General features: G+C 68.1%; 10 protein-coding genes and 1 tRNA gene. 7 read left to right on the plus strand and 4 right to left on the minus strand.

Annotation, left to right across the window (positions count from 1 at the left end):
• The first annotated feature begins 1 nt into the window (after window position 1).
• Window positions 2-1,072, plus strand: a complete 1,071-nt coding sequence (locus ACFVJX_RS06935) for a Rieske 2Fe-2S domain-containing protein (RefSeq protein ID WP_384135758.1) — start codon at window positions 2-4, stop codon at window positions 1,070-1,072.
• 202 nt (window positions 1,073-1,274) lie between these two features.
• Here the strand turns inward: ACFVJX_RS06935 and ACFVJX_RS06940 are convergent, their stop codons facing one another.
• A complete protein-coding gene (locus ACFVJX_RS06940) occupies window positions 1,275-1,790 on the minus strand; it encodes a MarR family winged helix-turn-helix transcriptional regulator (protein WP_384135760.1) in 516 nt (171 codons plus the stop codon).
• Window positions 1,791-1,939: 149 nt separating this feature from the next.
• On the opposite strand from ACFVJX_RS06940, the gene pepN reads away from it, so the two are divergent.
• The 3 genes from pepN (at window position 1,940) to ACFVJX_RS06955 (ending at window position 7,534) form a co-directional block, all read left to right on the plus strand.
• Complete coding sequence (gene pepN, locus ACFVJX_RS06945; RefSeq protein WP_384135762.1) at window positions 1,940-4,486, plus strand: aminopeptidase N; 2,547 nt, start codon at window positions 1,940-1,942, stop codon at window positions 4,484-4,486.
• Between the two features lie 217 nt (window positions 4,487-4,703).
• A complete protein-coding gene (locus tag ACFVJX_RS06950) occupies window positions 4,704-6,101 on the plus strand; it encodes a pyridoxal phosphate-dependent decarboxylase family protein (protein WP_384135763.1) in 1,398 nt (465 codons plus the stop codon).
• Complete coding sequence (locus ACFVJX_RS06955; RefSeq protein WP_384135765.1) at window positions 6,098-7,534, plus strand: lysine N(6)-hydroxylase/L-ornithine N(5)-oxygenase family protein; 1,437 nt, start codon at window positions 6,098-6,100, stop codon at window positions 7,532-7,534. The genes ACFVJX_RS06950 and ACFVJX_RS06955 overlap by 4 nt, the downstream gene beginning before the upstream one ends.
• 108 nt (window positions 7,535-7,642) lie before the next feature.
• On the opposite strand, the gene ACFVJX_RS06960 is transcribed toward ACFVJX_RS06955, so the two are convergent.
• Window positions 7,643-9,454 carry a bifunctional metallophosphatase/5'-nucleotidase gene (locus tag ACFVJX_RS06960; RefSeq protein ID WP_384135767.1) on the minus strand — a complete coding sequence of 604 codons (1,812 nt, stop codon included), beginning with the start codon at window positions 9,452-9,454 and terminating at the stop codon, window positions 7,643-7,645.
• 178 nt (window positions 9,455-9,632) lie between these two features.
• Here ACFVJX_RS06960 and ACFVJX_RS06965 point away from each other — a divergent pair, with 178 nt between their 5' ends.
• Both ACFVJX_RS06965 and pyk read left to right on the plus strand, forming a co-directional pair.
• Window positions 9,633-10,331: an SIMPL domain-containing protein gene (locus tag ACFVJX_RS06965; RefSeq protein WP_384135768.1), complete on the plus strand. Its 699-nt coding sequence runs from the start codon at window positions 9,633-9,635 to the stop codon at window positions 10,329-10,331.
• Between the two features lie 124 nt (window positions 10,332-10,455).
• On the plus strand, window positions 10,456-11,889 hold the full coding sequence (gene pyk / locus ACFVJX_RS06970) for a pyruvate kinase (protein ID WP_384135770.1): 1,434 nt from the start codon (window positions 10,456-10,458) through the stop codon (window positions 11,887-11,889).
• A gap of 6 nt (window positions 11,890-11,895) precedes the next feature.
• Here pyk and ACFVJX_RS06975 read toward each other — a convergent pair whose 3' ends face one another.
• Together ACFVJX_RS06975 and ACFVJX_RS06980 are read right to left on the minus strand one after the other, a co-directional pair.
• On the minus strand, window positions 11,896-12,675 hold the full coding sequence (locus ACFVJX_RS06975; RefSeq protein ID WP_384135772.1) for a helix-turn-helix domain-containing protein: 780 nt from the start codon (window positions 12,673-12,675) through the stop codon (window positions 11,896-11,898).
• Window positions 12,676-12,787: 112 nt separating this feature from the next.
• Window positions 12,788-12,860 (minus strand) — tRNA-Leu (locus tag ACFVJX_RS06980).
• A 100-nt stretch (window positions 12,861-12,960) separates the two neighbouring features.
• On the opposite strand from ACFVJX_RS06980, the gene ACFVJX_RS06985 reads away from it, so the two are divergent.
• Window positions 12,961-13,617 (plus strand): ANTAR domain-containing response regulator, encoded by a 657-nt coding sequence (locus ACFVJX_RS06985; protein ID WP_024492786.1) that lies wholly within the window; start codon window positions 12,961-12,963, stop codon window positions 13,615-13,617.
• Window positions 13,618-13,640 lie beyond the last annotated feature (23 nt).

Below are 13,640 nucleotides of genomic sequence, written 5' to 3' on the forward strand. Positions count from 1 at the left end.
CATGACCACCGCCACCACCACCCCCGTACAGCCGGGCACCCCCACCCGCCCCTCCGAAGTCGCCCGCCCCGGCAACCGCACGGCCGACCGGCTCTTCGCCACCGGCGTCCGCAACCAGTGGTACGCCGTCTGCCCCTCCGACTTCGTCCCTGCCGGGGGCACGAAACGCCTCACCCTCCTCGGCGAGGAATGGCTCCTCTTCCGCCGCGCCGACGGCACCCTCCACATGCTCGAGGACCGCTGCCCGCACCGCGGCGCCCGGCTCTCCCTCGGCAAACACCTCGGCGACCGCATCGCCTGCTGGTACCACGGTGTCCAGGTCGACGGCACCGGCACCGTCGCCGCCGTACCGGGCCTGCCCGGCTGCAACCTCGAAGGCAAGCAGCTCGTGGCCGCCCCCCACCTCATCGAGACCGGCGGCGCGATCCTCGCCTACTTCGGCGACAGCACACACGCCGAACCGGCCCCCCTCACCCTCCCCGAACAGCTCACCGACCCCGGCACCACCGCATTCCTCTGCTACGCCGAGTGGAACGTCAACTGGCGCTACGCCGTGGAGAACCTGCTCGACCCCATGCACGGATCGTTCCTCCACCGCGACTCGCACAGCATGGCCGAGGGCCAGACCACCGCACGCTTCCGCATCCGCGAGACCGAACGCGGCTTCTTCTTCGAGAAGACCGACCAGAGCGGCGTCAACTTCGACTGGGTCGAGCTCTGCCGCACCGGCGTCGACTGGGTCGACCTCACCATCCCGTACCCGCCGACCGCCGGCCCCGGAGGCCCGTTCGGCATCGTCGGAATGGCCACCCCCATCGACGAGAACCGCTGCTCCGTCTTCTTCTGGCGCTACCGCAAGGTCACCGGCTGGCAGCGCGACACCTGGCGCTTCCTCTACCGGACACTCCTGGAGGACCGCCACTGGGACGTCCTCGAACAGGACCGCATCATGCTGGAGGACCTCCGCACGGACGCCGACCAGGCGGAGAACCTATACCAGCACGACCTCGGCGTGGTCCGCGTCCGACGCATGTACCGCACGGAAGCGGAAGCCCAGGCCGCGACGGTCTGAAACCGTCCTCAATCGCCGGCAACCAGCCCGCCACCCGCGCACCGGCGGAAATCACTCCGGACACCGGCGGAATCACCCCGGTCACAGGCGGAAATCACGTCGGACACCGGGGGAGTCCAAGCCGGTCCGGCGATTGAGGACACCGCCCGCGCCGGGGCGGGGGCGCCCCGCGGAGCGCCCCCGCCCCACCGAACCGCCACCGCTACTCCGACTCCGCCGCCAACACGGACCGCTCCAGCTTCTCCAGCAACCGAGCCAACTGCCGGCACTCCGCGGGCGACAACCCCGCGAGCATCCGCCGCTCGTTGTCCAGATGCTCCGAGAACAGCTCGTCGATCACCGACAGCCCCTCCTCCGTCAGCCGCGAGTGCACCACCCGCCGGTCCTCGGGGTCCCGCTCCCGCCTGATCAGACCGTCCTTCTCCAGCCGGTCGATCCGCAACGTCACCCCGGCCGAACTGATCAGCCCCGAGTCCGCCAGTTCCCCCGCCGTACGACGGAACGGCGCCCCCGCCCTGCGCAGCGCCGTCAGCACGTCGAACCCGGCCATCGACAGCCCCTTGCGCTCCACCGGCCGCGAGATCGCCGTGCTGTACCGCAGGAACGCCCGGTGCAGCCGTCCGAACACCTCCAGCGGCGCCGTGTCCAGCTCCGGCCGCTCCCGCCGCCAGTCCTGCACGATCGACGCCACCGCGTCGGAAGCCTCGTTCTTCGCCATCGCGGGCACTCCTCCGTACAGGTACACAACAGGTAAGAATCTTAGCGCTCAAGGAACCCCGGCTCTCGGGCGAGCCGTGGGGACCGAACCCACTCAGCCCACCGCGAACCCTCCTGCACACCGCACATCGCATACGGCAGCATGGGCCCATGTCCGTACTGATGCGCGACGAAGCGCAGACCCGAGCCCAGTTCCTCGACGTACAGCGGTACACGATCGACCTCGATCTCACCGCGGGGGAGGAGACCTTCCACTCCCACACCCTCATCCGGTTCACCGCCCGCACCGACGGTGACACCTTCGTCGAGATCAAGCCCGCCACCCTGCGCTCGATCAGCCTCGACGGGCAGCCGCTCGACCCCGCGGACCTCGACGGCAACCGCTTCCCGCTCACCGCCCTCACCAGCGGCGAACACGAACTCCGCGTCGACGCCACCATGCGCTACTCCCGCACCGGCGAAGGCATGCACCGGTTCACCGACCCCACCGACAACGAGACCTACGTCTACACCCAGCTCTTCATGGAAGACGTCCAGCGCGTCTTCGCCGCGTTCGACCAGCCCGACCTCAAGTCCGTCTTCGCCCTCACCGTCACCGCCCCCCAGGACTGGACCGTCCTCGGCAACGGCACCGCCCGGCACACCGGCGACGGCCGCTGGACCCTCGCCCCCACACCCCCCATCTCCACCTACCTCGTCGCCGTCGCCGCCGGCCCCTGGCACTCCGTGACCACCGAACACGCCGGACTGCCCTTCGGTATCCACTGCCGCCGCTCGCTCGCCCCGCACCTCGACACCGACGCCGACGAGATCCTCGACATCACCCGGGCCTGCTTCGACCGGTTCCAGGAGAAGTTCGACGAGCCGTACCCCTTCGACTCCTACGACCAGGCCTTCGTCCCCGAATTCAACGCGGGCGCCATGGAGAACCCCGGTCTCGTCACCTTCCGCGACGAATTCGTCTACCGCTCCGCCGTCACCGACACCGAACGCCAGACCCGCGGCATGGTCATCGCCCACGAAATGGCCCACATGTGGTTCGGCGACCTCGTGACCCTCGCCTGGTGGGACGACATCTGGCTCAACGAGTCCTTCGCCGAGTACATGGGCTACCAGACCCTCGCCGAAGCCACCGTTCCCCAGGCCCTCAACTCCGCCCGAGCGGGGAAGAGCCTGTTCCCCGACACCTGGGTCGATTTCGGCGTCGCACGCAAGGGCTGGGGCTACGACGCAGACCAGCGTCCCTCCACCCACCCCGTCGCCCCCGACCCCGCCGCCGTCCCCGACACCGCCTCCGCGATGCTCAACTTCGACGGCATCTCCTACGCCAAGGGCGCCTCCGCCCTCCGCCAACTCGTCACCTGGCTCGGCGAAAAGGACTTCCTCGCCGGCATCAACACCCACTTCGCCCGCCACAGGTTCGCCAACGCCACCCTGGCCGACTTCATCGACAACCTCGCATCCGCCACCGACCAGGACGTCCACGCCTGGGCCGAGCAGTGGCTGCGCACCACCGGCGTCGACACCCTCACCCCCCACATCACCGAAGCCGACACGACCTGGACCCTCGCCGTCGACCACCACGGCACCCGCCCCCACCGCATCGCCGTCGGCACCTACGACCACGCCATCGACACCCAGTCCGGCCCCGAACGCCTCGTCCTGCGCGACCGCTTCGAGATCGGCATCCCCCAGGACGACAACGCCACCACCACCCGGCCCGGCCGCCGCCCCGCCCTCGTCGTCCTCAACGACAACGACCTCACCTACGCCAAGGTCCGCCTCGACCCGGACTCCTGGAACACCACCCTGCGCAGCCTCTCCGGCATCCCAGACGCCCTCACCCGGGCCGTCATCTGGAACGCCGCCCGCGACATGGTCCGCGACGGCGAACTCACCCCCACCACCTACATCGACGCCGCCCGCAACCACCTCCCGCACGAGAGCGACCTCGCACTCCACCAAGGCGTCCTCACCTTCGCCGACACCCAGATCGCCGGACGCTACCTCACCCCCGAACAACGGCCCGCCGCCCTCACCACCCTCACCGCCCTCTGCCGCGACCTCATCCGCCGCACCGAGGACGGCAGCAACCCCGGCCTCCGCCTCATCGCCGTACGCCACCTCATCGACACCGCCACCCAGCCCGACACCATCCACGGCTGGCTCACCGAAGGCACCGTCCCCGGCGGACCCGAACTCGACCCCGAACTGCGCTGGCGCATCCTCACCCGACTCGCCGTCCTCGGCGCCACCGACGAAACCGCCATCGCCGCCGAACTCGACCAGGACCCCAGCGCCACCGGCCAGGAAGGCGCCGCCCGCTGCCGCGCCGCCCTCCCCACCCCCGAGGCCAAGGCCGCCGCCTGGCACGCCATGTTCACCGACGACACCCTCTCCAACTACCTCTTCAACGCCACCGCCCAAGGCTTCTGGCAACCCGAACAGACCGACCTCGTCAGCGCGTACGTGCCCCGCTACTACCCCGAGGCAACCGAACTCGCCGTCCGCCGCGGCCCCGCCATCGCCGAAGCCGCCGGACGCTACGCCTTCCCCGCCTACGCCATCGACGCCGAAAGCCTCCACCTCGGCGAACAGGCCCTCACCGACCAGGCGCTCATCCCCGCCCTGCGCCGCAAGCTCGCCGACCAGATCGACGACCTGCGCCGCGCCCTCGCCGTACGCAACGCCCACTGACACCCCGGACCCCACGACCCGCACCACCCGTGCCCGGCCCGCCCCACCACCCAGGGGCAGGCCGGGCACACCCATACCACCCCAACTCCCAGTAGCCGCACCTCATCCCACACCCATCCCCCTTTCGAGTTCAGATCACCGAGCTCACCGGTCGCGCCCCACGAAACCCCGACAAGCTGGTATGTCCACCCATGCGCACCGAAGGGCCACCACCTCCATGCCCACCCCGCCCCTCGCCGGAGGCACCGCCGGCCCCGCCGCCCTGCGCCCCCTCATCGACACCGTGCTCACCGCACTCCACGACGGCGCACGCCGACGCGACGGCCCCCTCCCCGCCGGTGGACCCGACACCGTCACCCCCCACACCCGTACCGCCCTCCACCCCGTCATCCCCGACCACGGCACCGGCGCCCACCACGCCCTCACCACCCTCATCACCGCCCTCACCCAAGGCGCCGCGGACCCGGCCGACCCCCTCTGCGCCGCCCACCTCCACACCCCGCCACTCGCCCTCGCCGCGGCAGCCGACCTCGCCGCCTCAGCCCTCAACCCCTCCATGGACTCCTGGGACCAGGCACCCGCCGCCTCCGCCCTCGAAGCCGACCTCACCACCGCACTCGCCGCCGAGATCTACCCCCGCCACACCGCACCCGACGCCCTGGTCACCACCGGCGGCACCGAAGCCAACCAGCTCGCGCTCCTCCTCGCCCGTGAACGCCACGGCCCCGTCCAGACCGTCACCGGCGCCAACGCCCACCACAGCATCGCCCGGGCCGCCTGGCTCCTCGGTCTCCCCGAACCCATCACCGTCCCCGCCCCCACCGGCGTCATCGACCTCACCGCCCTCGACGAAACCCTCACCCGCCTCCAGGGCCCCCTCCTCGTCGCCGCCACCGCAGGCACCACCGACACCGGCCAGATCGATCCCCTCACCGACATCGCCGACCTCTGCACCATCCACGGCGCCGAACTCCACATCGACGCCGCCTACGGCGGACCACTCCTCTTCAGCCCCGCCCACCGCAACAAGGTCAACGGCCTCGACCGTGCCCACAGCGTCACCCTCGACCTCCACAAACTCGGCTGGCAACCCGCGTCCGCGGGAATCCTCGCCGTCCCCGACCACCACCACCTCGACGCGCTCCACCACCACGCCCCCTACCTCAACGCCGACGACGACACCGAAGCCGGCCTGCCCGACCTGCTCGGCCGCTCCCTACGCACCACCCGACGCCCCGACGCACTCAAAATCGCCGTCACCCTCCAAGCACTCGGCCGCACCGGACTCGCCGACCTCATCGACCGCACCAGCAACGCCGCCCACCACCTCGCCGACCTCATCACCAAGACCCCCACCCTCGACCTCTACGACCGCCCCACCATCACCACCGTCCTCTTCCGCCCCACCGACGCCGACGACCACACCGTCGCCACCATCCGCCGCACCCTCCTCACCCGGGGCCACGCCGTACTCGGCCGCACCCACACCCACGGCCGGCTCTGGTTCAAGGCCACCCTGCTCAACCCCCACACCACCCCCCACGACCTCCAGACACTCCTCGACCTCGTCACCCGCCTCGCAACAGAACTCACGGAAGGCACCACCCCCCGATGACGACCCGGACACCCCGGTCAGACCGGCCCACCCCCGAGACCGACCAACCCCACGACCTCGTCGGCATCGGCATCGGCCCCTTCAACCTCTCCCTCGCCGCCCTCGCCCACGGCATCCCGGGCAACCCCCACCCACTCACCACCGCCTTCTACGAACAACGCCCCGCCTTCCACTGGCACCCCGGCCTCCTCATCGACGGCGCCAGCCTCCAAGTCCCCTTCCTCGCCGACCTCGTCACCCTCGCCGACCCCACCAGCCCCTGGACCTTCCTGAACTACCTACGCACCCGCGACCGGCTCTACCCCTTCTACTTCGCCGAGCGCTTCCACATCCAACGCGCCGAATACGACGCCTACTGCCGCTGGGTCACCCAACAACTCCCCGGCCTCCACTTCAGCCACCAAGTCGAGGCCATCCGCTGGAACGACGAACACGCCTTCTTCGAAGTCGACTTCACCCAACTCGACACCCACGGCGAAGCCGAAGCCCTCGGCCGCGCCCACACCCGCCACATCGCCCTCGGCGTAGGCACCGAACCCCACATCCCCGAACCCCTCAAACCCCTCGCCGAAGCGGGATCAGTCCCCGTGATCCACTCCGCGGACTACCTCCACCACCGCGAGCAACTCCTCAACACCGAACACATCACCGTCATCGGATCAGGCCAGTCCGGCGCCGAAATCTTCCTCGACCTCCTGCGCGCCCGCCCCGCCGGCCACGAAAAACTCCACTGGCTCGCCCGCACCCCCGCCTTCGCGCCCATGGAGTACTCCAAACTCGGCCTCGAACACTTCACCCCCGACTACACCCGCTACTTCCACGCACTTCCCGAGACCGTCCGCGACGAACTCGTCCCGCACCAATGGCAACTCCACAAGGGCATCGACCACGACACCATCACCGCCATCCACGAAGAGCTCTACCGCCGCACCCTCCACGGCGGCTGGCCGGACGCCACCCTCACCCCCGGCGTCCAGGTACGCACCGCGGGCCGCGTCGCCACCAGCCGCGTCGAACTCCACCTCGAACACATCCAACAAGGCACCCGCTCCCGCCTCACCACCGACGCCGTCGTACTCGCCACCGGCTACCGCGAACGCCCCCTCGACCACATGCTCGACAGCCTCAACAACCACCTCCGCCGCGACAACGCCGGCCGCCCCCGCATCGACGACCAGTTCCGCCTCGACCTCGACCCCACCATCACGGGCAACATCTACGTACAGAACGCCGAACGCCACACCCACGGCGTCGGCGCCCCCGACCTCGGACTCGCCGCCTGGCGCAGCGCCACCATCCTCAACAACCTCACCGACACCACCCCCTACCCCCTCCCACAACGCACCGCCTTCACCACGTTCGGCCTCACCCCACAGAACCCCAGAATCCCCGCACAGAACCCCGCCCTCACCCCACTCGTCCAGAGCAACTGACCACCCACCAAACACCCCCGCACAGAAGAAAGGCGGCCGCCAGGCTCCCGGAACAACCAGGAGAGAACAGAGCAGCCGCCTTTCACCCGCACAACACCCCACCGGCCCCTAGAACACCGGCGTACCGTCCCGCGTCAGCCGCCAGTCCACCGAGGCGAACTCCGAACCATCCACCGACCCCTTCGCCTGCACCCAAGCGATGATCGTGTTACGGATCTCCTCGGAATTCGCCCACAACTGCTTCGCAGCCGCCACGTGCGGGAAGTTACCCCCACCACTCGCCCGGTAGTTGTTCACCGCCAACACGAACTGCGCCGCCGGATCAATCGCCTTCCCGTCGAACGAAAGCCCCACGATCCGCGAACCACTCGGCTTCGCGATGTCGATGTCGTACGTCACACCCGACACCGCGTCGTAGTTGTAGTCCGGAGTGCCATCCGCATTCGTCAACTTCGCCGGATCCACCGGAGCTCCGGCCGCCGTCTGCACGTAATACCGTGCCGAGAACTCCAGGTAGTCCTTGATCTGCGCGCCCGTCATCAACCGCGCCTCAAGCGTGTTCTCGAACGTGTACAGACCCGCCGCATCCCTGATCGTCACGTCCCCGGCCGGAATCTGCGCCGTACGCGAGAAACACGACGCCTGCGACAACACAGGCAACTCCGCGTACTCCCCGCCCGCCAGCGCCGCCTTCACCGTCTCCGTCTGCACGACACTGATCAGATCGATGATCGGCTCATCCTTCCACGCCGCCTCAGCCGTCGTCATCGTCGCAGCCGACGTACCGATCACCTGGTTGACGTACGCGATCACCTTCTTGTGCTCATCCGTCAGCAACTTGGTGATCTTCCGGTCCTCCGCCGCCGTGTTGGAGTTCAACACCTGGGAGCCGGCCTTCTCGACCACCCAGCGCCCCTTCTCCCACACGAGATCGAAGTCGAACAGCGTCAACCGCTGCCCCCACTTCAACGGCTCGGACAGCACGACCTTCTTTCCCGTCTCCTTGTTCTCCACGAAGTACTCCGGGATCTCCAGATGCGCATGACCCACCAGAATCGCATCGATCCCCGGCACCTGCTCCGCCACCAGACCCGCCGCGTTCTCCACATACGGAATCTGGTCCCCGTACGAAGACGTGCCGCTGTTCCCCGAGTGCGCCGAAACGATCACCACGTCCGCACCCATCGAACGAAGCCGCGGCACGAACTTCGCCGCCTGCTCCTCAAGACCCGGGAACACCAGCTTGCCGCCGACGTTCACCTTGTCCCAGATCGCGACCCCCGGATTCGTCAATCCCAGGATCGCCACCTTCACATCCCGCCCGTGCGGCGTCCGAAGCTTCTTGATCACGTACGGGGCGAACGCCGGCTTCAACGTCTTCGCGTCCACCGCGTTCGCGCCCAGCAGCGGGAAATCACACTGCTCCTCGAACTTGCGCAGCACCGGAATGCCGTAGTTGAACTCGTGGTTCCCCAACGCCGCCGCGTCATATCCGATCGCGTTCATCGCCTGCGCCATCGGATGCACCGGACCACGCTTCGCCGTGATCGGGTCGATCCTCGCGTAGTAGTACGACAACTGCGTGCCCTGGATCGTGTCACCCGCATCGATCATCAGGGTGTTGTGACGGCCCTTCTCCCGGCGCACCTGGTCCACCAGCGTCGAGATCTTCGCCAGACCGACATCGTTGTGATCCGCGTCGTCGAACTCCTTGTCGGTGAAATAGTCCCAGTTGAAGACATTTCCGTGCAGATCGGTCGTACCCATGACGGTGAACGAGTACCGCTTCTGCGGACGTCCATGACCGTGCCCACCCCCATGACCATGCGCCTCGGCGGGAACCGCGGCACCACCCGCGATCGCCACACCGGCGCCGGCCGCGGCCGATGTGCCCAGGAACGTCCTTCGGTTCAGCGGCATCTCGTCTCCCACATCTCAGTTCTCGTACACAGTTCACTCTGCACACAACGCGCGTAGACCCCACGCACGCGTGGACAACGCGCGTAGATAATCACCCACCCACCACGCCCGGCAACACCCCCCGCAGGTTTCGTTTCGATGACCAGCAACTGTCACACCCGGCTGCCACAGTGGACCCATGACCGACACTCCGTACCCCTACGGCACCCCCGACCACCCCCGCCTCGCCGTCCGCGGTGAAGCCCGCCTCGAATTCGACCCCGAAACGGCCCGCGTCGGCATCACCGTCAGCGTCCGCGGAAAAGACCGCCGCGCCGCCCTCGACGACCTCACCCGCCGCAACACCACCGTCCTCGAACTCGCCCGCACCTACGGACAAGCCGTCGAGAAGCTCGAAACCGGCACCTTCTCGATCACACCCGAACTCACCCAGCGCGGCCGCGACGAAAAAATCTGCGCCTACCACGGCCGCGTCAACATCACCGCCGTACTCAACGACTTCACCGCACTCGGTGAATTCACCACCCGCGTCGCGGACCTCGACATGACCCGCATCGACGGCCCCTGGTGGGCGCTGCGCCCCGACTCACCCGCCCACGGCGAAGCCCGCCGCCAGGCCGTGCGCGAAGCAGTCCAACGCGCCCGCGAATACGCCGACGCCGTCGGCGCCCGCCTCGCCGCCCTCGTCGAACTCGCCGACCTCGGCGCCGAGAACGCCGCCCCCGTCATGCCCGCAGCCCCCGGCGGCTACGGCCTCACCCGCGGATTCGGCGGCGCCCCGCCCGAACCCGCCCCCGCACTCGACCTCGAACCGCAACGCCAGACCGTGTACGCCCAGGTGAACGCCCGCTTCACCATGACCCCGCCAACGCTCTGAGGAAATGCTCATCCGAGCACCCCGCCGCACAATTCAACACTTGTCAAAAACCCTTCACCCAAAGGTTGTTGAGGAGTCACTCCGACCCAATTCGCTACCCGTAGGTAAGGTTTAGGCTCAAACCATGCGCAGAGCAAAAATCGTTTGCACCCTAGGACCCGCCACCGATACATACGAGCAGATCAAGGCCCTGGTCGAAGCGGGAATGGACATCGCCCGCCTCAATCTCAGCCACGGCACCTACGCCGAGCACGAAGACCGCTACCACCGAGTACGCAAAGCGTCCGACGAAGCCGGACGCAGCGTCGGAATCCTTGCCGACCTTCAAGGCCCGAAGATCCGCCTCGGCCGGTTCCGTGAAGGACCCGTACTCCTTGAACGCGGCGATGACTTCACCATCACCGTCGAACCCGTCGAAGGCGACCGCCACACCTGCGGCACGACCTACGAGGGCCTCAACACCGACGTCACCCCCGGCGAACGCATCCTCGTCGACGACGGCCGCGTCACCCTCGAAGTCACCGGTGTCGACGGCCCCCGCGTCCACACCACCGTCATCGAAGGCGGCATGGTCTCCGACCACAAGGGACTCAACCTCCCCGGCGTCGCCGTCTCCGTCCCCGCCCTCTCCGAAAAGGACATCGACGACCTCCGCTGGGCCCTGCGCACCGGCGCCGACGTCATCGCCCTCTCCTTCGTGCGCAGCGGACGCGACATCGAGGCCGTCCACCGCGTCATGGACGAGGAGGGCCGCCGCCTCCCCGTCATCGCCAAGGTCGAAAAGCCCCAGGCCGTCGAGAACATCGACGACATCGTCGCCGCCTTCGACGGCATCATGGTCGCCCGCGGCGACCTCGGCGTCGAAATGCCCCTCGAACAGGTCCCGATCGTCCAGAAGCGCGCCATCAAGCTCGCCAAGCGCAACGCCAAGCCGGTCATCGTCGCCACCCAGATGCTCGACTCCATGATCGACAACTCCCGCCCCACCCGCGCCGAGGCCTCCGACGTCGCCAACGCCGTCATCGACGGCACGGACGCGGTGATGCTCTCCGGCGAGACCAGCGTCGGCAAGTACGCCATCGAGACGGTCCGCACCATGTCCCGCATCGTCGAAGCCGCCGAGGAGGACATCCTCGCCAAGGGCCTCCCGCCCCTCACCGACCGCAACAAGCCCCGCACCCAGGGCGGCGCGGTCGCCCGCGCGGCGGCGGAGATGGGCGACTTCCTCGGCGCGAAGTTCCTGGTGGCCTTCACGCAGAGCGGCGACACGGTCAAGCGCCTCTCCCGCTACCGCTCGCCCATCCCGCTGCTCGCCTTCACCCCTGACCCGGCCACCCGCTCCCAGCTGAACCTCACGTGGGGTGTGGAGACGTTCCTGGGCCCGCACGTGGAGTCGACGGACGCGATGGTGGCGCAGGTCGACGAGGAGTTGCTGAGGATCGGCCGCTGCCAGAAGGGTGACGTGGTGGTCATCACGGCCGGCTCCCCGCCCGGCGTCGCGGGCTCGACGAACCTGGTGCGCGTGCACCACATCGGCGAGGACGACAGCCCGAAGTAGGGCGGCTCAGTATTTCGGCCCGACGTGTGCATCCATGAGCGCGACGGATGCCCGTCGGGCGACGGAGATGTTGTACTCCTTGCCCGCGCGGGTGCAGTGCGTCCACTCGATACCGAGCTTGTCGAGGGTGTCGGTGTAGAGGCGGCGGATGTCGTCCGAGGCGTTGGTGAACCAGTACCGGGGGTACTCGTACCGCTTTCGCGCGCCGCCGACCATCCTGGTCGTCCAGTTCATGTTCCGGAACCCGTCGGAGTGGATGAGCCCGCGGATGAAGTCCCAGGGTTGCGCGTCGACGATCTCCTGCTGCCAGGGTTCGAGGACGATCGGACGGTCGTGCTTTTTGCCAGGGCCGTGCTGCGGGAAGACGCATGTCCAGTGCTCTGTGTAGGACTTGACCTCGACGCAGCCACTTCCATGGCGCCTCCCCGTGCGGGGCATGGGCATTACTCGGCGGATGGCCGACTCGGCCTCATCGATCAGTCCCGGATGTGCATCGCCGCAGAAGATCGACAGATGGTGCTGTTTCGGCTTGGAGTCGATGTGGCCGTCGCCCAGATAGAGCCCCAGCAGATAGGAGTAGGCGAGACGATCGAACTCGCGACCGGTGCACAAGGGACAGTCCGTCGGCTGGACGTACTCGATCCCGCGTCGTTTGCGATCCTCGTACAGCCACCAGCCGACTGTTCCGCGAGGCACATTGAGGAGATCCGCAACCGCTCGATTTGTGGTCCCGCCTCTCAAGAGGGCAAGCGCTTCGTCACGAATCGACGGATTGTGCTGTTCCATGCGGTGGAGTCTTGTGCGACCTTCGCCGGCGCGTGCGTGATTTCGAAGGCACGTTCATCAGCAAGGGTGAAGATCGCCAATATGCGCCTGAACCTTAGAATCGAAGGAGAAGTGCCCCGAGTCGGATTCGAACCGACGCTGTATGGGTTTTGAATCCATGGCCTCTACCGCTGGGCTACCGGGGCCCCTTCGGAACGAAGGATGTGCGCGACCCTCCGTGCCTCAAACATACCGTAACTAGGTAGGCTCTTGGGAGCAGCACCCCTGTCTTGACCAAGGAGCCCCGTGACCACCCCCGAGTCGCCCCAGCCCGTAGACGCGTCCGACGACGACAAGTCGCACGTCCCGCCGCTGACGACCCGCGTCGTCATCGCTGAGGACGAGGCGCTCATCCGCCTCGACCTGAAAGAGATGCTGGAGGAAGAGGGGTACTCCGTCGTCGGTGAGGCCGGGGACGGGCAGCAGGCGGTCGAGCTGGCCCGGGAGCACAAGCCGGACCTGGTCATCCTCGATGTGAAGATGCCGGTCCTCGACGGGATCTCCGCCGCCGAGAAGATCGCCGAGGAGTCCATCGCGCCGGTCCTCATGCTCACCGCGTTCTCGCAGCGCGACCTCGTGGAGCGGGCCCGGGACGCCGGGGCGATGGCGTACCTGGTGAAGCCGTTCAGCAAGAGCGACGTGGTGCCGGCCATCGAGATGGCGGTGTCGCGGTTCGCGGAGCTGAAGGCGCTGGAGGGCGAGGTCGCGGACCTTTCGCAGCGGCTGGAGACGCGGAAGCTGGTGGACCGCGCGAAGAGCATTCTGCAGACGGACTACGGGCTCTCCGAGCCCGCCGCGTTCCGGTGGATCCAGAAGACGTCGATGGACCGGCGGCTGTCGATGCAGCAGCTCGCCGAGGCGCTGATCGAGGACGCCGAGGAGAAGAAGAAGGCCGCGGAGTAGCTCCGTACGGTACGGAGAAGGCC

This window comes from Streptomyces sp. NPDC127177 (assembly GCF_042672475.1).
GTDB lineage: Bacteria > Actinomycetota > Actinomycetes > Streptomycetales > Streptomycetaceae > Streptomyces.